16 protein-coding genes are annotated in these 19,098 nt (G+C 70.6%); 7 read left to right on the top strand and 9 right to left on the bottom strand.

Features of this window, described 5'->3' with window-relative positions; all coding sequences use genetic code 11:
* Nucleotides 1-47: 47 nt before the first annotated feature.
* Nucleotides 48-1,322 (bottom strand): OmpA family protein, encoded by a 1,275-nt coding sequence (locus tag IE286_RS10000; protein WP_189796267.1) that lies wholly within the window; start codon nt 1,320-1,322, stop codon nt 48-50.
* A gap of 190 nt (nt 1,323-1,512) precedes the next feature.
* Here IE286_RS10000 and IE286_RS09995 point away from each other — a divergent pair, with 190 nt between their 5' ends.
* Nucleotides 1,513-1,974, top strand: a complete 462-nt coding sequence (locus tag IE286_RS09995) for a Pycsar system effector family protein (protein ID WP_189796266.1) — start codon at nt 1,513-1,515, stop codon at nt 1,972-1,974.
* A 16-nt stretch (nt 1,975-1,990) separates the two neighbouring features.
* Here IE286_RS09995 and IE286_RS09990 read toward each other — a convergent pair whose 3' ends face one another.
* The 6 genes from IE286_RS09990 to IE286_RS09970 form a co-directional block, all read right to left on the bottom strand.
* The gene (locus tag IE286_RS09990; RefSeq protein ID WP_189796265.1) at nt 1,991-2,878 is read right to left on the bottom strand and encodes a hypothetical protein; all 888 of its coding nucleotides are present in this window, start codon (nt 2,876-2,878) and stop codon (nt 1,991-1,993) included.
* Complete coding sequence (locus tag IE286_RS09985; protein WP_189796264.1) at nt 2,875-5,022, bottom strand: hypothetical protein; 2,148 nt, start codon at nt 5,020-5,022, stop codon at nt 2,875-2,877. Before IE286_RS09985 ends, IE286_RS09990 begins: the two co-directional genes overlap by 4 nt.
* Nucleotides 5,023-5,035: 13 nt before the next feature.
* Nucleotides 5,036-5,785: a hypothetical protein gene (locus tag IE286_RS09980; RefSeq protein ID WP_189796263.1), complete on the bottom strand. Its 750-nt coding sequence runs from the start codon at nt 5,783-5,785 to the stop codon at nt 5,036-5,038.
* 122 nt (nt 5,786-5,907) lie between these two features.
* Complete coding sequence (locus IE286_RS09975; protein ID WP_229862211.1) at nt 5,908-6,627, bottom strand: Crp/Fnr family transcriptional regulator; 720 nt, start codon at nt 6,625-6,627, stop codon at nt 5,908-5,910.
* Between the two features lie 336 nt (nt 6,628-6,963).
* Nucleotides 6,964-7,092 carry a hypothetical protein gene (locus IE286_RS27600; protein WP_267969552.1) on the bottom strand — a complete coding sequence of 43 codons (129 nt, stop codon included), beginning with the start codon at nt 7,090-7,092 and terminating at the stop codon, nt 6,964-6,966.
* A gap of 410 nt (nt 7,093-7,502) precedes the next feature.
* Entirely contained in the window at nt 7,503-7,967 is a 465-nt protein-coding gene (locus IE286_RS09970) for a DUF7144 family membrane protein (RefSeq protein ID WP_189796262.1), read from the bottom strand.
* A 179-nt stretch (nt 7,968-8,146) separates the two neighbouring features.
* Here IE286_RS09970 and IE286_RS09965 point away from each other — a divergent pair, with 179 nt between their 5' ends.
* Together IE286_RS09965 and IE286_RS09960 are read left to right on the top strand one after the other, a co-directional pair.
* Nucleotides 8,147-8,656, top strand: coding sequence for a glutathione peroxidase (locus IE286_RS09965; protein WP_189796261.1), 510 nt, complete (start codon nt 8,147-8,149; stop codon nt 8,654-8,656).
* 92 nt (nt 8,657-8,748) lie between these two features.
* Nucleotides 8,749-9,603 (top strand): MerR family transcriptional regulator, encoded by an 855-nt coding sequence (locus IE286_RS09960; protein ID WP_189796260.1) that lies wholly within the window; start codon nt 8,749-8,751, stop codon nt 9,601-9,603.
* Between the two features lie 187 nt (nt 9,604-9,790).
* Here IE286_RS09960 and IE286_RS09955 read toward each other — a convergent pair whose 3' ends face one another.
* Both IE286_RS09955 and IE286_RS09950 read right to left on the bottom strand, forming a co-directional pair.
* On the bottom strand, nt 9,791-11,686 hold the full coding sequence (locus IE286_RS09955; RefSeq protein WP_189796259.1) for a DUF8823 domain-containing protein: 1,896 nt from the start codon (nt 11,684-11,686) through the stop codon (nt 9,791-9,793).
* A gap of 210 nt (nt 11,687-11,896) precedes the next feature.
* On the bottom strand, nt 11,897-14,482 hold the full coding sequence (locus IE286_RS09950; protein WP_189796258.1) for a D-alanyl-D-alanine carboxypeptidase: 2,586 nt from the start codon (nt 14,480-14,482) through the stop codon (nt 11,897-11,899).
* A 256-nt stretch (nt 14,483-14,738) separates the two neighbouring features.
* Here IE286_RS09950 and IE286_RS09945 point away from each other — a divergent pair, with 256 nt between their 5' ends.
* The 4 genes from IE286_RS09945 to IE286_RS09930 all read left to right on the top strand — a co-directional run bounded on the left by IE286_RS09945 (nt 14,739) and on the right by IE286_RS09930 (nt 19,096).
* Nucleotides 14,739-15,542, top strand: coding sequence for a GOLPH3/VPS74 family protein (locus IE286_RS09945; protein ID WP_189796257.1), 804 nt, complete (start codon nt 14,739-14,741; stop codon nt 15,540-15,542).
* Nucleotides 15,543-15,840: 298 nt separating this feature from the next.
* Nucleotides 15,841-16,698: a helix-turn-helix domain-containing protein gene (locus tag IE286_RS09940; protein ID WP_189796256.1), complete on the top strand. Its 858-nt coding sequence runs from the start codon at nt 15,841-15,843 to the stop codon at nt 16,696-16,698.
* 245 nt (nt 16,699-16,943) lie between these two features.
* Nucleotides 16,944-17,135 carry a DUF397 domain-containing protein gene (locus tag IE286_RS09935; protein ID WP_189796255.1) on the top strand — a complete coding sequence of 64 codons (192 nt, stop codon included), beginning with the start codon at nt 16,944-16,946 and terminating at the stop codon, nt 17,133-17,135.
* A 389-nt stretch (nt 17,136-17,524) separates the two neighbouring features.
* The gene (locus IE286_RS09930; RefSeq protein WP_189796254.1) at nt 17,525-19,096 is read left to right on the top strand and encodes a sodium:solute symporter family protein; all 1,572 of its coding nucleotides are present in this window, start codon (nt 17,525-17,527) and stop codon (nt 19,094-19,096) included.
* Nucleotides 19,097-19,098: the final 2 nt, after the last annotated feature.

Below are 19,098 nucleotides of genomic sequence, written 5' to 3'. Positions count from 1 at the left end.
CTTCGTGCGCTGTGCTTCTCGGACGGGTGAGGGCTGTGGTGGAGCGGTCAGCGGCGGACCGTCACGGCGATCTCCACGCGGCGGTTGCACGCCATGGCCGCGTAGTCGGGTACGCCGTCGTGGTATTCGGGGGTGCACCTGGGGCGGTCGTCGGAGTAACCGCGGGCGGAGATCACCGTGATGCCGCGCTGGGCGAGGGCTTTCCGGACCGCCTGTGCGCGGGCCCGCGAAAGCTGCCTGCCGTGTTGTTCGCTGCCGCGTGAGTCGGTGTGTCCGGAGACGGTGACCGAGACGGGATCGAGTTCCTTGATGCGGCGTGCGGCCTTGTCCAGCGTGTCCCGTGCGTCCTGGGACAGCTCTGCCCGGTCGGTGGCGAACAGGATGGAGCCGGGCAGGACGATCGTGGTGACCCGGTCGGCGGACCGTTCCGAGAGGGCCGGGAAGGTGACCGCTGGTTCCGGCTTTCCGGTGCCGGTGGTGTGCCCCGTCTCGTCGTCGTGGGTGATGGCGGTCACCTTGCAGGGGGAGGCTCCGGTCGCCTCGCACAGGCGGGTCCAGAGGGCGATCAGCCAGGCGGTCTGCGCGGAGGACGGCTTGTCGCCCCGGGCGGGCTGGCCTATTCCGACGAGGTGGACCTCCGTGCCCTTCAGGTCGGGCAGTTCTCCGGTCTTGCGGCAGCGTTCCACGGTCGCCTTGATCTCCGCCGTCCCGTCGAATCCCGAGGAGCGCAGGTCCGCGCAGCCGGTGTTGGTCAGCCCATCGGTGGCCACGTAGATCCGCCGGCGGCCGCCTTCCGTACCGAGTCGGTCGCTGGCCGCGGCGAGCGCGCCGAGGACATCTGTGCGATCCGTGCCCGGCTCCTCGGCGGCCAGCTGTCGCAGCCGCTCCTTCAGGCACTCGGACCGAGCTCGCTGCTGGTCCTTCCGCCGTGTCTCGTTGCCTTTCACCGGGGTGACGAAGGTGCTGCTGACCGCCCAGTCGACGGTGGACCTGTTGCCGTCGAAGCCGGCCATGGACAGGATTCCGCCTTCCAATGCCGGCAGCGTCATCTGCTGGGGGTCCAGCAGGGTGGCCGCCCAGTCCGGAGACTGGTGACCGGGCGAGGTGTTCGTGTCCGGGCGGGTGGACGAGCTTCGGTCCACGAGCACGACGGTCTGCTGCCGGGTGCTGCTGTCCGCCGGCTCGGCCTGGCGCTCCAGCCAGGCACAGGGCCGGGCCTTGGGGGTGTCGAACGCACCGCAGCCGCTGACGGCCGCGACGGCGGTGAGCGACAGCACCACTGCGAGGAGTCGGCTGGATCGTGCTTGCTTCGAGGAAGTCACCGGATTCTCCAGATCAGGATGGATCGGCGAAATGCGTATTTGTGACTTTTCCCGCGGAGTGTGAGGCGAGTTACTGGAATTCCTCAGCCACTCGGTGCCAGGAGGTTTTTCCGTGTCCAGTTCCGTTCCGGCTCCCGGAATCACCACCGCGGGAGAGGAGAAAGACGCCGGTCTCCGGTCCGGTCTGGCCGTGTACACATCGCTTCAGGCGTCGGCTCAGTTCGCCGACACCAAGGCCGGGGTCCTCAGTGCCGTTCAGGCGGGGCTGATGGCCATGGCCATCCCGCAAGGTGACCGTGTGCGCGAGGCGTGGGGCCACGGCGGTCCCGGCGCCTGGATCGCGGTCGGCCTGCTGGTGTTACACGTGGCGGCGTTCCTGCCCGCCGTGTACTGCGTGGTGCAGGCCCTCCGCCCCCGCCTGGGGCCGCCGGCCGCCCCGAACAGGTTCAGCCTGCCGTTGCTGGCCACCGCCGACGGCACTGCTCCGCCGGCGGATGCGGAGAGCGAGCAGAGGGAGATCTGGCAGCTGATACCGGTGCTCGCCCAGGTGGCGATGGCCAAGCACCGGTACATCGCCAAGGGGGTCGTCTGGACGGGGCTGATGGCAGTGACCACCGGTCTGTCCTTCCTCTCCGTCCCGCTGCTGGCTTGAGCCGTGTCCCCTTGCCTCAGTCCCGGGCCGACTGGGCCCGGGGCAACGGCTCCGACCACCCCTCGCCGGACTTCAACTCGCCCGGCAGGGGCAGGCCGAACAGCCGCATGGCGTGACCGAGCTGCCGCTCATTGGTGACCACGAACTCGAAGAGGTCGTGGGTCTGGTACGCCTTCATCTGCTTGTCCAGGTACTCGATGAATTCCTTGACCTGCTTCTGCCGTTGTTGGAACATCTCGCCGACCTCGGTCGCCGCCTTGTCCGGCTGTTCGGCGAGCAGCACGGCCCACGGCGTCAGCCAGGCGAGCGCGTCGTCGCCCTCGCGCATGCCGGCCATTCCGCTGGCGAGGAAGTGACGCCATTCCTCGGCCACTCGGCTGAGCAGCTTCACCTGCAGCGCCGACTTCGCGTACCGGTGCTCGATCTCCTGCAGCTCCAGGGCCGCCTTGCGCTGCTGCTCCAGCACTTCCGGCGCGGGTGCGAGGAACGCGGTGGTCCGGCAGGTCACCAGTCCGTTTTCGAAGCACTCGCCTTCTTCCAGCTTTTCGTTGACGTCGTGCTCTGCTTCCTCGACGTGGAACGGCTCGTGTGTGCGGGTGACCTCGCGGATCCGCGCAGCCAGTCGCTCGTGCACGCTCGCCGCGTAGTCATCGATGGCAGCGCGCAGCGTCTCCTGGTCGAAGCGTCCCTCGGCGCACCAGTCGCAGCGGACCTCGACGCGGAAGTCGAACCCGTCTCCCTTGGCGGGTGATTCGAACGTGACGGTGGTGGTGCGATGCACCGACGTCAGGTCCGGCACATCGACCGTCACGGCTTCCAAGGACGGAACCGGGAGGGGCTTCGGGGTGCGGTTGAACAGACCGCGCAGCCAGGTGAACAGGCCGCGGCGTGGTGCACTGGTCACATCGACCACCTTTTCTCCACGAGAGAACGAATACGTCCGACTGCTGTGGTGTCGGGGAGCTGGTGGCTCCACAGCCGCAGGTAGAACCGGAACTGCTCGCGCAGGCGGTCGCCCTCGCCGTCCTGCTCGGGCAGCTCGGCGAAGAAGTCGGCCAGGAGCTCGCCGAGGCCTTTCTCGCCCCCGGCCCGCTCCACCCACAGCCGCATGGCGTTCCAGCCGCACTGGCGGTGTGCGGGAGTGCTGCTGAGCAGGATGCGCCGGCTCAGCAGCAGCAAGTGCTCGCGCGGACCGGGCTCCTTGAGGAAGTTGGTGACCGCCCGCTGACCGCGGAACCTGCTGAGCCCCTGCAGGCACTTCGCCGCGTCGTCGCGCAGCCAGTGACGGGGTGAGGCCGCCCAGTCGGCCAGCCGTTCCAGGACCTGGACGCGCGACCCGGCCGCGTAGATCTCCCGTACCGCGGTCCACACGCTCTTCATCCCCGACCCTGCTGCGATGCGCTCCAGGCTGCTCAGCGCCTCGGCCGGGTACTTCGCGCCGATCCGGGTGCCGTACGCGGCCTGGGCGCAGGCCCGGAACTCACGCCGGTGGGACCAGCGCCGCAGCAGGCGCTGCACCCGGGGAGCGAGCAGCGGGTCGGCCACGGCCCGCTCCAGTGCCCACGCCGCCGCGAAGCGCCGCCGTCCAGCGTGCTCCCCCTTGTCCGACGCCCAGCGTACGAGCAGTTCCTCGTGCACATAGGCCCAGTCGAACGTGGCCAGGAGTCCGACCGCCTGGGCGGCCGACACGCGGATGTCCTCCTCGCCGCGGACGACGAGGCCGTCGAGCCACTCCAGCAGGGGGCCCCGGGCGCCGCTGTGGTCGTGCCACAGCACCTCCAGGACCGCCTCGCCGAGGCCCCGCTGCTTGACGTGTACCAGGCACTCCGGGTGCCGGGGCCCGACCGGGTTCCCCGCCCGGTCGGTGAACTCCACCTCGGAGTGTCCCAGCCAGTCCTGCACGCTCTCCTCGAACAACGGCATCCCCGGCACCGAGGAGGGCGAGCGCACCCCGTGCAGCAGCTCCGCGAGCCGGTGAGACTCCCGGCTGACCCGGGTCAGCGTGGTTCCGTCGAGCACCACACAGGCCAGCAGGAACGCCCGGGACCAGAGCGACACCTCCTGTTTCCTGCCGGCCTCCGAGCCGGTCCGCTGCGGAGATCCAAGAAGCTTGACGGCTTTGGCCCGCAGCTCGGCACCGAGGCCCTGCACGATGTCGTCGATGTCGTCGCCGTCGCGCACGCGTCCTGCCAGATGGCGGGCCAGGCCGGCAATCTCCGCCATGGACCTGCGTCCCAGCAGGTCCTCCTGAAGGCGTGGGTGCTCCAGCAGCTTGCGGCAGTCCGACGGCCGGTCCTTCAGCAGGACCGTCAGATGCCGTTCCAGCACCTGAGCCGGCATGTCGTCCGCCACCTCGTGCTCGACGACGTGTCCCGCCAGTTCCGCGACCGGCACCTGGTCGTCCACGACGATCACCAGCGGTGAGCGGCCGTACGTGGCCCCCCGCAGTCCCACGAGCAGTTGCGGACGCAGCTCGTTCGCCCACTCCGTGCCGTCTCCCTCGATGACGTGGCCGCGGCTCGGCTGGAGTCCTCCGTTGTCCCGCACCAGCCGGCGCACGCCTGCCTGCGGGTCCAGGACGACGACGCCGGCGGTCATCGCCTCCTGCGCGGCGAGCAGCGCCGTGGTGTACCGCCCCGAACCGGGGGTCCCACGCAAGACGGCAACCCCGTGATCGGCCAGATGCCGGACCAGAGCGGCATGCGCGGCGGGCGCCACGTACCGCTCTCGCAGGCGGTCGAGGTCGTTGTCGGGGACCGGTCCGTCGACCGGGGCGTCGACCGAGTCGGCGAAGGAGGCGCCGAGGTAGGTCTTGTAGATCGTCCCAGCCACATCACCGCTGCCGAAGCCGACGGCTTCCCCCGTGACTCCGCCCTCGACGACGGTTTGGGGCAGGCCGCGCTCCCGCAGTTCCCGGATGTGGTCGGCCTGTTCTTCGGTCACCGCCTCCGTGCCGGCGGGCACGGAGGCGGTCTCTTCCTCGTCGGCGGACGACTCCACCGAGGACTGGGTCACCAGCGGGTCTATGGGTGTTGCTGTGTCGTCCATGGCCGAGGCACCGTCACCTGTTGTAGTTCTTGTGCATGGTTTCGGCCGCGTCACCGCTGCCGAAGTGGTAGACGCCACCGCTGTTCTGCTTCACCACGTTGGTGGCGTGGGTCGTGGTGCTCTCCGGCTCCGGGTCCGCCACGAGCGGCTCCAGCTCCTCCGGCCCGTGCTCGGGCACGTGGATCCAGCCGTAGCCGCTGAACTCCTTCTCGCGGACGTGCACCTTGACGTACGCGCTCGGGTCCGGGCCCTGGCCGTCGCCCCGGAGCCGGACCACGTCCTGGTAGACCCGGTCCGAGACGATCAGCGCCAGGTCGGTCGAGTTAAGGGACTCCAGCACCCGCTTGAGCTGGGGGGCGTTGAGGTAGCGGGCCACCATGACCGGAGCGGGTCCGCTGTAGCCGAGAGCGGCCGTGCGGGCCACGCCGAAGTCGATGGCGAGCCGGAGCCTCATCCGCTTGCCCTCGGCGGCGTTGGCGTTGCGCTCGCCGAGCTGGATGGCCAGGTTCCGGATGAAGCTGCCCACCACGAGCGACTCCTGGGTGCCGTGCGGCAGAACAGCGAATTCCTGGTCACCTTGCGGCTGCCGCTGCCAGGTCGTGCGGTCCAGGCCGCTGAGGACCGCCGCTTCCTCGAGCACCCGTACCAGGTCGGCCTGGAAGGTCTCCTGGTCCGGGGTGTCGAGGCGGCTGTACTTCTCCACGTCAGCGGCCAGGCAGAGGTGGCGGGTGATGATCTCCTGCGTGTCAGTGTGGGGTGTCATGGGCTCGGGTCCCCCTCTGCTGGTTTGAGCGAGGTCGGCGTCAACTGTGCGGCAAGAAGAGAGGATCACCGAGTGAGTCGTAGAAATACGGTTTTCGCCGGACGGGGCGGGAGACGTGCTCGTTACGCGGAGAACCGGCGCAGGCGGGCGGTTTCCCGGAGTCCGGTCATGTCGAGGACCGTGGTGCGGCGATAACCGGTGGTGATGAGCCCTTCTCTGCGCAGTTCGGCAAGGGCTTTGTGGATGGTGACCTCTGCCGAGCCGGTGAGCGCGGCCAGTTCCGGCTGGGTGAGGTTGACCCCTATCACCGTTCCGCGCGGTACCGGGTGCCCGTACGAGTCGGCCAGCTCGGCGAGCACGCGGGCGAGCCGCACCTTGACCGAGTACCCGCCGAATTCCACCCGTCGTCGGTTCGACCAGCGCAGCCGCTGGACGACGATCCGGTTGAGCGCTCGCGACGCCTCGGGGTGGGATTCGAGGAAGAACCGCAGGTCGGACTCGCGGACGATGCTGGCGGCGACCTCTCCGCAGGCGGTGACCGTGGCCGACCTCGGTGCGCCCTCGTCCATGGCAGCCATCTCGCCGACTATGTCCCCTCCGACGCGGATGGCGAGGAGCGCTTCATGACCGTTGTCCAGGCAGGCGGTGACCTTGACGGATCCCGTGCGCAGAAGCACTACGTGATTGGATCTGTCGCCCTCGCGCATCAGAATTTCTCCGGGCAGATAGCGGCAGCGGGTGCCGATCCCCAGGAGCTTGGCGCGGACGGGTTCCGGCAGGCCGCCGAGAAAGCTGCGGGCAGGCCACTCCTCCCGCCCGGGGGCTTCGGACTGCAGCGTCAAGGGTGTCCCCTCCCTTCTCCGCTCCACCTCTGAACCATTTCTGATCCACAGGCATCAGCCGGTCCAGACAAGCAGGTGTCAGGGCAGCAGGGCAGAGAGCATGAAGCGCACACCTGATGCGTGGGTGCACACAGGGGCGCACGTCGGAGCAATACGGGAGCAATAAGTGCCCGGAGCCGCCGATCGACTGGAGAACCGCCGTTTCTCCCTTTCCCTTGATGAAGCACCTGCCGTATCGGCTCAGACGCCATACGTGACCGATACCCGCGGGAACGGAAGAACCACACACGCGACCTGCCGCCGCAGACGTGCCACCCCTTGGCCGCTGCCCCCCGGCTACCGCCGCGCCGCCCGCGCCACGGCGATCAGGGCGACGGCGGTGAGCGAGAGCGCTGCCAGGGCCGCGTTGGTGAGGGCGAAGGCGTGGGACGGTGTGCCGTCGTGTGCGGTGAGGGAGAGGTACACGGCGCCGAAAACGGCTACGCCCAGGGTGCCGCCGATCTGGAGTGTGGTGTTGAACAGGCCGGTGACGTCGGGGGTGAGGCGGGCGTCGACCGTGTCGGTGAGGTGGGTCAGGGTGCTGCTGAAGGCGGCACCGTAGCCGATGCCGCCGAGGGCGAGCAGGGCGGTCAGCCGGGCCGTGCTCGGGGGGCCGCGGCGAGGGCGGCGAAGGCGGTGGCCATGAGGAGGGCTCCGAGGGGTGCGGCGAGGCGCCTTGCGCTGGCCGGCAGGCGTCGGAAGAGTGGGCCGGCCAGGGCGAAGGCCGCCACCCGTGAGTCCACCCTCGGACTGTACATACTCGAGCAGAGCCGCGGCGGCCTCGCCGGCGCCTGCCGGGCGAGGCGCTCCGGCTTCTGCCGGGCCAGGCGCTCAGGTCACAGCGTCGCCGGGCGCTGGGGGCGGTGGGCGGTGAGGGCCCAGATCACCCAGGCGTCGAGGGCGATGGAGATCAGGCCCCACAGGGGCAGGTGGGGCAGCCAGAGGAAGTTGGCGACCAGGCTGATGGAGGCCATGAACACGCCCAGGACGCGGGCCCACAGGGCGTCCACGAGGAGGCCGAGGCCGGTGAGGACGGCGATCGCGCCCACGATGACCAGGGCCCAGCCCCAGCCGGTGAGGTCGAAGCGGTAGATGTAGTTGTCGACCTGGGCGTAGATGCGGTCGGAGGAGACGGCCGAGATGCCCTTGAGGATGTTCAGCAGTCCGTCGACCAGCAGCACCACTCCGGCGAAGATCGTGCCGCCGGTCGCCCAGAAGCCGGGGCCGGACAGCGTGCCGGCCGCGTCGGTGCGGTCCCGGTCGTGAGGGTGGCCACCCGGTGTCGTCGGCTGCTGCGTCATGGCGTGGTCCTCTCTGGAGGGGGTGGCTCCACCGTGTGCGCGGGGGCGTGCGGTCGCCATGTGGGGCCACCCGAACGGGTGGACGGCCGGGGCGGGTGCCGTTCGTCCGTCCGGCCGGTGGCGGCGGGGCGGGGCGCGGGGTCTGGGGAGTGTCACAGCCGAGCGTTACGATCGCCCGCATGACCATTACTGAGAGCAACGGCGCGGCGCCCCTCGAGGTGGAGATCGGTGCGCTGCGGGGCGGGTCCGCGGACCTGGGGCAGTACGCGGGGCGGGTCGTCCTCGTCGTGAACGTGGCGTCCAAGTGCGGGCTGACCCCGCAGTACGCCGGGCTGGAGCGGCTGCACGAGCGGTACGCCGAGCGGGGTTTCACGGTGCTCGGGGTGCCGTGCAACCAGTTCGCGGGCCAGGAGCCGGGCAGTGCGGAGGAGATCGCCGAGTTCTGTTCGGCGACGTACGGGGTGACCTTCCCGATGACCGAGAAGGTCGAGGTCAACGGGGCGGGGCGGCATCCGCTGTACCAGCGTCTGGTCGGGTTCGCGGACGCCGGGGGGCACAGCGGTGACATCCGCTGGAACTTCGAGAAGTTCCTCATCGGCCGCGACGGGCGGGTCGTCGCCCGGTTCTCCCCGCAGACCGACCCGGAGGCCCCGGAGGTCGTCGCGGCCGTGGAGGAGCAGCTGGGCTGAGCGTGCCGGCGGCGTTGACCTGGCCCTTGGGTGAGGGTTCAGCGTCGTGTCGCCGGGCGGGACAGTCCCGCCCGGCGACGGAGGACGAGAGCGTGGACGAAGAGCTGCTCACGATCGGCGTGTTCGCCGCCCGGACCCGGCTGTCGCCCAAGGCGCTGCGGCTGTACGACCGCCTGGGTCTGCTGGTTCCGGCGTACGTCGACGAGGTCAGCGGCTACCGCTACTACCGTGCCGGCCAGGTGGAGCGGGCCCGGCTGGTGGCGCTGCTGCGCCAGCTGGACATGCCGCTGGCCCGGATCGCGGAGGTGCTCGACGCCGACGGGCCCGAGGCGGCGGAGCGGCTCGGCGTGTACTGGGCGGATGTGGAGACCCGGGTGGCCGGGCAGCGTGCCCTCGTCGCGTACCTCCGTGGACGGCTGGCGGAAAGGAGCCCGGAGATGTACGGAGAGTTCACCATCGAGACGGTCGACGTGCCGGAGCAGGTGGTGATCGCCGAGACCCGGCACACGCTGGCGCCGGAGCTGCCCGCGTGGATCGGGGCGTCGCTGAACCGCCTGGAGGAGGCGGCCGGTGCGTGCGGAGGGGCAGCGGGGGCGCCGTTCGTCGTCTACCACGCCGAGGTCACCATGGAGAGCGATGGGCCGGCCGAGTGCTGTCTGCCGGTGGCCGACGAGGCGGCGGCGCGGGTGTGGGCCAGGGAGGGCGGCCGGGCCCGGGCCTGGCAGACCGGTGTGCGGGTGGAGCCGGCGCGACGGCTGGCGTACACCCGGATCACCAAGGCGCAGGTGGTGTTCCCGCAGATTCTGGCGGCGTTCGAGGCGGTGGAGCGGTGGATCGCCGGGCAGGGCCTGGAGCAGGCCGGGCCGCCCCGCGAGGTGTACTTCGCCGACTGGGACGCGGCGGGGCCCGATGACCCGGTGTGCGACGTGGCCTTCCCGGTGCGGTGACGGCTGCGGCAGCGGAAACGGCAAGGCAATGGCAATGGCAACAGCAACAGGGGAAGGTGACCGCCGGGCGCGGTGACGATGGTTTCGCGGCGTGCGGCACCGCCCGGGTCCGGCGTGGGCCGGCCCGGGCGGTGTTCCGCTCAGTGCGTCAAGGGTTCTGGCCTGCGGTCTCAGGCCGCCGGGACGGTCACGGTTTCAGTTCGTCGGGGCAGGGGGTGCCCCGGGGGAGCTGGTAGGGGGCGGCCAGACGGTACGTTCCCGCCCGCGGGGCGAGCAGGGTGGTCCACTTGTCGCCGCGGGCGTCCTCGGCGGCCTCGGCCAGGCAGCCGTGGACGTTGTCGAAGGTCTTCGGCATGCCCGGGGCGCGGTGCTTGGAGGCCTCGGTCTCCTGCGGTGCCTTGAGTTTCTTGCCGTTCTCGTCGACCAGGCTCAGCCACGGCGAGTACGGCACCCGGATGAGGATCCGGCCGGGCTTGCGCACCTCAAGGGTCAGTTCGCCCTGTTCGGCTCGCTGGACGACCGCGTCCGGCCCGGCGAGCGGGGTCGGGTCGGTCACCTCGTACAGCCGCCAGTTGGCGTCGCCCCAGATCTGCTTCAGGTAGGGCATGCCGCGCAGCACCAGGTCGCGTTCGCGGTGCCCGCCGTCGCCGTCGGGTTCGCCCTTGGGCAGGACCACGTAGTGGACGGCCCAGCGGCGCAGCCACTCGTGGTAGTTCTCGGCGTTGAGGGTGTCGTCGTAGAACAGCGGGTTGCGTTCCATGTCGGCCTGGCGGTTCCAGCCGCGGGCCAGGTTGACGTACGGCGCCAGCGCGGACGCCTCCCGGTGGGAGCTGGCCGGGACGACCTCGACGCGGCCCTTCTGCGCGCCGGCCTTCTGCAGCTGGTGGACCAGCGGGGCCAGCTCGCGGGACCAGGACGCGGCGGGGGCGGTGTGGACGACGTCGTCGACGGACTTGATCCCGATCCACACCACGAACCCGACCAGCGCCAGCACGGTCGCGTACCACTTGCGGGTGCGCGGCACGGTGAAGGGCAGCGCGGCCGCCAGCACCACCCCGGCGAAGAGCATCGCCAGGCGGGTGATGTTGGAGCCGATCTGGGAGCTGATCAGCCACACCCCGACGACGAACAGGGCGTACACCCAGGAGGTGATCCGGACGGTCTTCCACCGTTTGGGCACCAGGACGGCGCCGAGGACGGCGTAGAGCAGCGGCAGCACCGCCGAGCCGAAGGCCATCGGCTGGGTGCCGGAGAACGGGAACAGCAGCGCCGAGGCGGCCACCACCGCGGTGGGCGCCAGCCCGAGCGCCCAGGCGCCGGGGCGGCGCTTCTGCAGGAACAGCGCCACCGCGACCAGCCCGACGAACAGGCCGGCGACCGGCGAGGACATGGTGGCCAGCGCCGCCAGCGGTGCCGCGACCAGCGCCTTCGCCCAGCGTTTGTGCCGCCAGCGGTACGGCCAGCAGAACACGGCCGCGACCGCGCCGAGCCCGAACATGGTGCCCAGGCCGAAGGTCACCCGGCCGGACGCCGCGTTGCACAGCAGTCCGAAGACTCCGGCGAGCGACGCCCACAGGGGGTTGCGCACCCGGCGGCTGCGGACGAGGACCAGCGTCAGCAGGCCCGCCGAGACGGTGCCCGCGATCATCATGGTCGTCCGCACGCCCAGGAGGGACATCAGATACGGCGAGACCATGCTGTAGGACACCGGGTGCATGCCGCCGTACCAGGCGAGGTTGTACGCCGAGTCCGGATGACGGCCGACGAACTCGGCCCACGCGTCCTGCGCGGCGAGGTCGCCGCCGCTGTTGGCGACGGTGAAGAACCAGACGATGTGCAGCACACCGGCCAGCGCGGTGACCGACAGCGCGGGGTGCCTGAGCATCCGCCTCCGCAGGGCCATGACGGCGGCCCGGGTGCGCGGCAGCCGCCGCCCGGTCGGCGGCGGGCCGTCCCCGCCTCCGTCCCCCGCGCCGGCGTGCTGTCCGTCAGGGTGTGTGGTGGTCTGCGGCGCAGCTATTCGCGGGCCGGCTCCCGGCCCCGGCTCGGCGTCGTCCGCGCGTGTCGACTCCGCTGTGGCCACTGCAAGGCACTCCCCGTGTCCTGTCCATGAGTTCGCGGCCGCGTCCCGCGCAACCGGCCACGTGCCCGATTCGTGACGCTAGCACGCACCCCGCCGCGGAGCCCGCGGGTGGGGCTTCGCGACGGGGTGTGCGAGGGCCGTACGGCCCCGGGGGACGCCCGCGCCGGCCGGTGAGCGCCGGCGGCGGGCGGGCCGGGGTGCCGCGGCGGGTCAGCCGAGGCGGGTCAGCTTGTCCGTGAAGCCGGGCTCGGTGAGGTCCGTCTGCAGGGCGACGGGCACCTGGACCGCGCCCTGTGCGCCGTCGCCCACGGTGAGCCGGCCCACGGTCGTCCCGGCCTTGGCCTCGTGCGGCAGGTCGTTGCCGGTGAGGGCCAGCTTGACCTTCAGGCCGGCCCAGCCGACCGCCGTGACGTCCTTGGTGACGACGACCGGGGTGTGGCCGCCGAGTCCGTCGTCCACGTACCCGACGACATCGCCCTTCTTCAGGATCTTCGCCGAGGTCAGCGCGTCCTGCGCGGCCGTCAGCGCGACCTTGCTGACCTTGTTGACCGTCTCCAGGATCGACTGCCCCTTGTGCTGGGCGAGGATCGCGCCGACGACAGTGACCGTCTGGCCGCCGACCTCCTTGCGGGAGGCGAACAGCAGGTTGCCGCCGGCCGCGGTCGTGGTGCCGGTCTTGATGCCGATCGCGCCCATGGTGTAGGGCAGCTCGTTGTAGTTGGGCCAGTAGCGGCCGGAGGGGTCCGTCCAGCTGGCCGCGCTGGTGATGGCGATCAGCGCCGGGACCTTCACCACGGCGTGGCCGAGCTTCACCTGGTCCTGAGCCGTGGAGACGGTGGTCTTCGTCAGGCCCGAGGGGTCGGTGTAGGTGGTGTTGGTCATGCCCAGCTCCTTGGCCGTGGCGTTCATCTTCTTGACGAACGCCTGCTCGGAGCCCGCGTCCCAGCGCGCCAGCAGCCGCGCGATGTTGTTCGCGGAGGGGATCATGACGGCGGACAGGGCCTGCTTCTCGGTGAGGTAGTCGCCGGCCTTGACCGTGTTGAGGGTGGACTCACCGCTGGTGTCGTAGCCGCCCTCCTTCTCCGCCTGCTCGTCGATCTTGATCTTCGGGCCTTCCTGGCCCGGCTTGAGCGGGTGGTCGCGCAGGATGATGTACGCGGTCATCGTCTTGGCGACCGAGCCGATGGCCACCGGCTTCTGCTCGCCGAAGTGGCTCATCGTGCCGATGCCGTCGACGTCCATCCAGCCCTGCCCCTCGTCGGGCCACGGCAGGCCGGCGTTCGCGCCGTCGAAGGTGAAGGTGTCCTTCGCGGACAGCGCGAGAGTGGGGGACGGCAGCGGGCGCAGCGCCTGCACGACCGCGAAGATGATCGCGAGGAGCACCACCACCGGCGACCAGATCTTGATGCGGCGCAGCAGGGTGCGCAGCGGGGTCTGCGGGGGCGGCGGCGTGTTCGTCAGCTCGGCCAGCAGGTCCAGCGGAGGCTTGGGCGGCAGCGGCTGCTGCGCGGTGCGCTCGGCGGTGGCCCGGGGCACGACGACCGTGGCGTCCGCTGCGCCCACGGCGTCCGCCGGGGGCTTGCTCTGCGCGCCCTGCGCCTGCGGGGTGCGCGGCTGCGGCTTGCGGGTGGACGGGTCGTCGAGCGGTTTGAGCGCGACGAACTTGCTGGTCCGTTCGCCGTCCGACTCGCCGGAGCGGGAGCCGGCGGCGGGCCGGGCACCCGTCTTCGGAGCGTCCTGGACGTCCTTGGCGCCCTTTGCGTCCTCGGCGCCCTTTGCGGCCTCGGCGTCCTTGGGGTCCTTGGCGTCCTTCGTGGGGCCGCCGAGCTTCAGCATCGTGGTCGGCTGGTCGACGGCGGGCCGCTTGGGCGTCGCGAAGACGGCCGTGGGCCGGTCGACGGGGGTGTCGGTCCTCGGCCCGGCCTTCGACTCGGTCTTCGTCTCGGCCTTGGGTTCGCCCGTCGCGCCGGTCTTGGCGCCGGTCTTGGCGTCGGCCTTGGCGTCGGCCTTGGCGTCGGTCTTGGCGTCGGCCTTGTTCCCGGCCGTCTCCTCGCCGGACTTCCCGCCCTCGGGCGCGCCGTCCTTCGTCAGGCCGACCGCCTTCGGCTGCCCGGGCTTCGCCGGCTCGCCGCCCGCGGGCGCCTCGGCCTTCCTCAGGTTGACGCCCTTCGGCTCCCCGGACTTCTCGGGCTCGCCCCCCTTGGACGTCCCGGCCTTCTCCGGCTTCTCGGGCTTCGCGGCCTCGGACTCGCTGTCCGCGCTCGCCGCACCGGCCGGCCTGCCGCCCTCGGTGCGCGAGACGCCCTTGCCGCCGCCGGCGTCGGCGGACTGCTTCTCGGCGCGTGTCGCGGAGTCCTCGGTCTTCTTCTGCCCGTCCGTGCGGCCGGCCTCGGACGTGCTGCCCTCGCGCGACTCGTCACCCTCGGCAGCACCCGCCTGCGAGGTACCCGACGTGCCCGACTCGCCTGATTTGTCCGAGATGCCGGACGACTCCCCGGACTCCCCTGCCGCCGTCACGACCTCACGCACCGACAGCACCCGGGTCGCGGTGTCCACTCCACCGCGCTCGCCGGCCGCGGCGGCAACGGACGTGCCCGCCGAGCCGGACGCGCCGGACTCACCGGCCCCCTCGCCCTCCCCGGTGAGCGCGACGCGCGGGTCGAGGGTGCCGCGGGCCGTGCCGCTGTCGCTCCTGGCCTCGGCTTTTGGACCCGCGCTCCCCGACGCCGGTTTCGCCGACGACTCGCGCTGCTTCGAACTGTCGGGGGACTCGCCCGCCACCGATGCCTCCTCCATGCACCGCACGCCCCGCGTGCTACCGAACCGTGAACCGCCACCCGGACCGGGGCCGTCCAACGGGCCCTGCCACGTGCCAAGTCGCGTGGCCGCACCGCTGTGTCCGAACCATGTACCAGTGTCCTGTGTACGGGCCAAACCCACGCGCAAGACGGGAACGACATACCTACCGGTTCCACTACGAAGCGGTCACGCACCCTCGACAGACCAATGTGAGAGGGGTCACCCTGTCATTCATCCACGCGGGGAGGCATGGATGGGCAGGAGCCGCAGAACACTTCCGGAGGAGCTTCTGCTGCTCGCACTGGACCCGGCCACGGGTACCACTGCGCAGCCGCAGTCGCTCGACCTCGGTCTGGCCGGAGCGCAGCTAGTGGAGCTCGCGCTGGCCGGGCGGATAGCCCCAGACGGGGATCGTATCGCTGTGGTGATGCCACGGCCGACAGGAGATCCTCCTCTGGACTCCGCACTGGAGCTGCTGCGCAGGCGTGGTGCTCCGGTCCGGGCGGTCCACTGGATCGGCGGGCCCCGGCTCGGGCTCCGCCAGATCTACCTGACACATCTGGAGCGGTGCGGCATGGTGGCCGCCGTGCCCGGACAGATGTGCGGGGTGCTGCCGACGACGCGCTACCAGGCGACGGACACGGCCATCAGCCGGGAGATCAGGGCCCGGCTGGATGCCGCGATCCGCACCGGCGTTCCGCCGGACCCGCGGACCGCGGCGCTCGCCGCCCTGGCGCACGCGGTCGGGCTGGGCAAGCACCTGTATCCGGGCAACGAGGGCCGTTCGTCCCGTTCCCGGCTGCGGGATCTGATCCGGCACGATCCGATGGGCGGTCTGGTGGCGCACGCCGTGATGGACGTCCAGAACGGCGTGGCGGGCCAGTCGCGCCGCACGTCCGGCGGTCCCGCGGGCGGCCGTCCGCCCGCCGCGGGCCGGACGGCCGCGGGCAGGGCGACCGCCGCCAGGGCGGCCGCGGGCAGGTCCGCGGCGGAACCGGCGCGCGGGGTGCCGATGCAGCCGCGCCGTGGTTCCATGGCGCGGGCCGGCTTCCGCTGAGCGGCGCACCGCAGCTCCACCCGGCACGGCCGGCAGCACGGCGACCGGACCAGCACCACGCGCAGTCCCCGGACCGGTCCGGGAGCCGGCGCGCATCCGGGCGGAGCGCCGCGGCGGCACCGTCGCGGCGCTCCGCCCGGTCGCGCCCGAGGCCGGGCGGCCGTTGACCGCGCGCGACCCTGAAGTGGCGTTCTCGCACCGTATATCCGCCGTTTTCCAGCGGAAGCACGCACCTTGGTGGCAGTCTGCTCAGCAGCAGATACGCAATGTTAAGTATGCAGCCGGAGGTGCACGTCCCGTGGCGTCCAATGTCAATCCCACCGTCAGGCGACGCCGGCTGGGCCAGGAGCTGCGCAGGCTCCGCGAGCTCAAGGGCATGACGGCCGAGGAGGTGGCGGAACGGCTGCTGGTGTCGCAATCGAAGATCAGCCGTCTGGAGAACGGCCGGCGCAGCATCAGCCAGCGTGATGTCCGCGATCTGTGCGGGGTCTACGAGGTGGAGGATCAGCGGGTCGTCGAGTCGCTGATGCAGATGGCCAAGGATTCGCGCCAGCAGGGCTGGTGGCATTCCTTCGGCGACATTCCGTACAGCGTCTACATCGGCCTGGAGACGGACGCCGCGAGCCTGAGAGTCTACGATCCACAGGTGGTGCCCGGCCTGCTGCAGACCCGTGCGTACGCCCAGGCGTTGATCAGGGGTGCGCTGCCGGAGACGGCGCCCGCGGACATCGACAAGCGGGTGCAGGTGCGCATGCGGCGGCAGGAACGAATCTCCGCCGCCGAGAATCCGCTGCGTCTGTGGACCGTGCTCGACGAGGCCGCCCTGCGCCGGGTGGTGGGCGGCCGGGCGGTGATGCGCGAGCAGTTGGAGCACCTGGTGGAGCAGTCCCAGCTGCCGCATGTGACCGTGCAGGTGATCCCGTTCGAGATGGGCGCGCATCCGGGTCTCAACGGACAGTACGCCATTCTTGAGTTCCCGGACGCCGCCGACTCCAGTGTCGTCTACATCGAGGGTGTCACGAGCGACCTGTATCTGGAGAAGGCGAACGACGTACGGAAATACAGTGTGCTGTACGAGCACCTGCGGGCGCAGGCGCTGAACGTGGAGCAGTCGCGCCAGTTCATCGCCGACATGGCCAAGTCGTACGCGAGCTGAGAAGGGCGCAGAAAGGCGTACGGTACACCTCCTTCCGCTTTCTCGGAAGCCACCTGGAAATATGCCATCCGGTCGAGTGAACGATCCGGCACGAGCCGGGAAGTGGCGGGTAGCGTCGATCACGCCACCGTGCACGACGGTGGTGCACGCCGCGCGCGGGGTTCCCGAAACCGCGCAGTGGGTTCACGGCGAACACGTCGTGCGGTGACAGCGACTCAACCACTCCACTGCATTCCGGAGCAGAAATGGCAATTCGTCAGGGCGCCACCCAGACGTGGACCAAGTCCTCGTATTCCACGGGCAACGGCGCGTGCGTCGAGGTCAAGTCACCGGTCGTCGCCGCCATGGCGGTCCGGGACTCGAAGGTCCCGCAGGGTCCGGTGCTGACCTTCCCGGCCGAGGCCTGGAATTCCTTCGTGGCGTCGATCAGGGCGTGACCGGGAGGATCGTCGCGATCCCCCTGCCGCGTCCCGGCCGGCATCTCTCGCCGGCACAACCGAATCGGAGCGACAGGCGTTCCGGCACCGCCGGCGCCGCCTCAAGAGCCCTCTCGACCAGTCCGCCGTCCTTGCCGAGGGGGCTCTTCTCATGCCCGCAGCGGGCTCGGGACCTGTCCCGCCACCCCCTCCCGGTCGTTCATGACCATGAATGAGAGTCAGGCAGAGGAACAATTTTACCTGCTCTTGACCTGCTGCTCGCTTGTCGTGCCCATGCGCACGCACCCACGATGAGCGGGCACTTCGCGGCCTGCCTCGCCCCTACCCCGCTCATGCGAAGTGCCAACCAGCTGAGCGGAGTTCACAAGGCGGACCCTGGAAGGGGGCACATGAACGGTCTCGACTGGGCCGTGCTGATCGGCTACTTCGGCGTGATGGTCGCGATCGGGATCTGGTCGCACAAGCGCGTGGACAACGTCAGCGACTTCTTCACCGCGGGCGGCAAGATGCCCTGGTGGCTGTCCGGCATCTCGCACCACATGTCCGGCTACAGCGCGGTGATGTTCACCGGGTACGCGGGCATCGCCTACACCTACGGCGTCACCTCGTTCGTCACCTGGTCGTTCCCGATCGCGCTCGGCATCGCCATCGGCGCCAGGCTGTTCGCGCCCCGCATCAACCGCATGCGCTCCCGGCTGCACGTCGCCTCGCCGCTGGAGTACCTGAAGAACCGCTACAACGTCCCCACCCAGCAGGCGCTGGCCTGGTCCGGCATGCTGCTGAAGATCGTGGACGTGGGCGCCAAGTGGGCGGCGATCGCGACGCTGCTGTCCGTCTTCACCGGCGTCACCCTCAACCAGGGCATCCTCATCACCGGTGTGATCACCGCCGTCTACTGCACGATCGGCGGCCTGTGGGCGGACGCGCTGACCGAACTCGGCCAGTTCGCGATCCAGTTGCTCGCCGGCCTGTCCATGTTCGTCGCGGTGGTGCTGAGGCTGAACGACAAGGGCATCGGCTTCCTCGGCGCCTGGGACGAGCCGGCCCTGCACGGCCATGCCAAGCCCCTGGTCGGCCCCTACGGCACGGTGTTCCTGCTGGCGTTCCTGTTCATCAAGCTGTTCGAGTACAACGGCGGCATGCTCAACCAGGCCCAGCGCTACATGGCGACGGGCAGCGCCCGGCAGGCCGAACGGTCCGCCTGGCTGTCGTCCGTGCTGTGGCTGGTGTGGCCGGTCGTGCTGTTCTACCCGATGTGGATGTCGCCGCTGCTGGTGCACGCCCAGAAGCCGGACGGCTCCGACTCCTACGGCCTGATGACCGAACAGCTCCTGCCGCACGGCCTGCTGGGCCTGGTCATCGTCGGCTTCTTCTCGCACACGATGGCCATGTGCTCCTCCGACGCCAACGCCATCGCCGCCGTCTTCACCCGGGACGTGGCGCCCGTGCTGTCGCAGCGGGCCCGCACCTGGGGTGCGCGCAGCGGCCTGATCGCGGCCCGCGTCACCACCGTCGTCTTCCTCGGTCTGTCCATGGCGGTGGCCACCCAGGTCAACTCCCCCACGTTCAAGGACATCATCACCGTCGTCATCAAGTGGGTGGCCGGTCTGATGGGCCCGATCGCCATCCCGATGATGCTCGGCCTGCTGCGGCCCTTCCGCCGCTCCGGCCCGACGGCCGCGCTCATCAGCTGGGCCGCCGGTCTGATCGCCTTCTACCTGGTGAACTACCCGATCGACGCGGCCGTCGGCGGAGTCGCCCTGCAGTACCAGGTGTCCGTGCCGCTCGCGGTGTCCCTGGTGCTGTTCATCGCCGTCGGCTACCTCAAGCCCGAGGACACCCCCGAACGGCTGGAGATCATCGAGAAGGTCAACACGGACGACGACGGCGACCGGCCCGCCGCGGCCGCGGTCCCCGCACCGGCGGGCGCCGAGGACGGCGTGGCGGGCCGGCAGCCGTAGAC

The organism is Streptomyces thermodiastaticus, assembly GCF_014656135.1.
Lineage (GTDB): Bacteria > Actinomycetota > Actinomycetes > Streptomycetales > Streptomycetaceae > Streptomyces > Streptomyces thermodiastaticus.
Note: the sequence above shows the minus strand (reverse complement) of the source record. Positions and strands in the feature narration are given on the sequence as shown.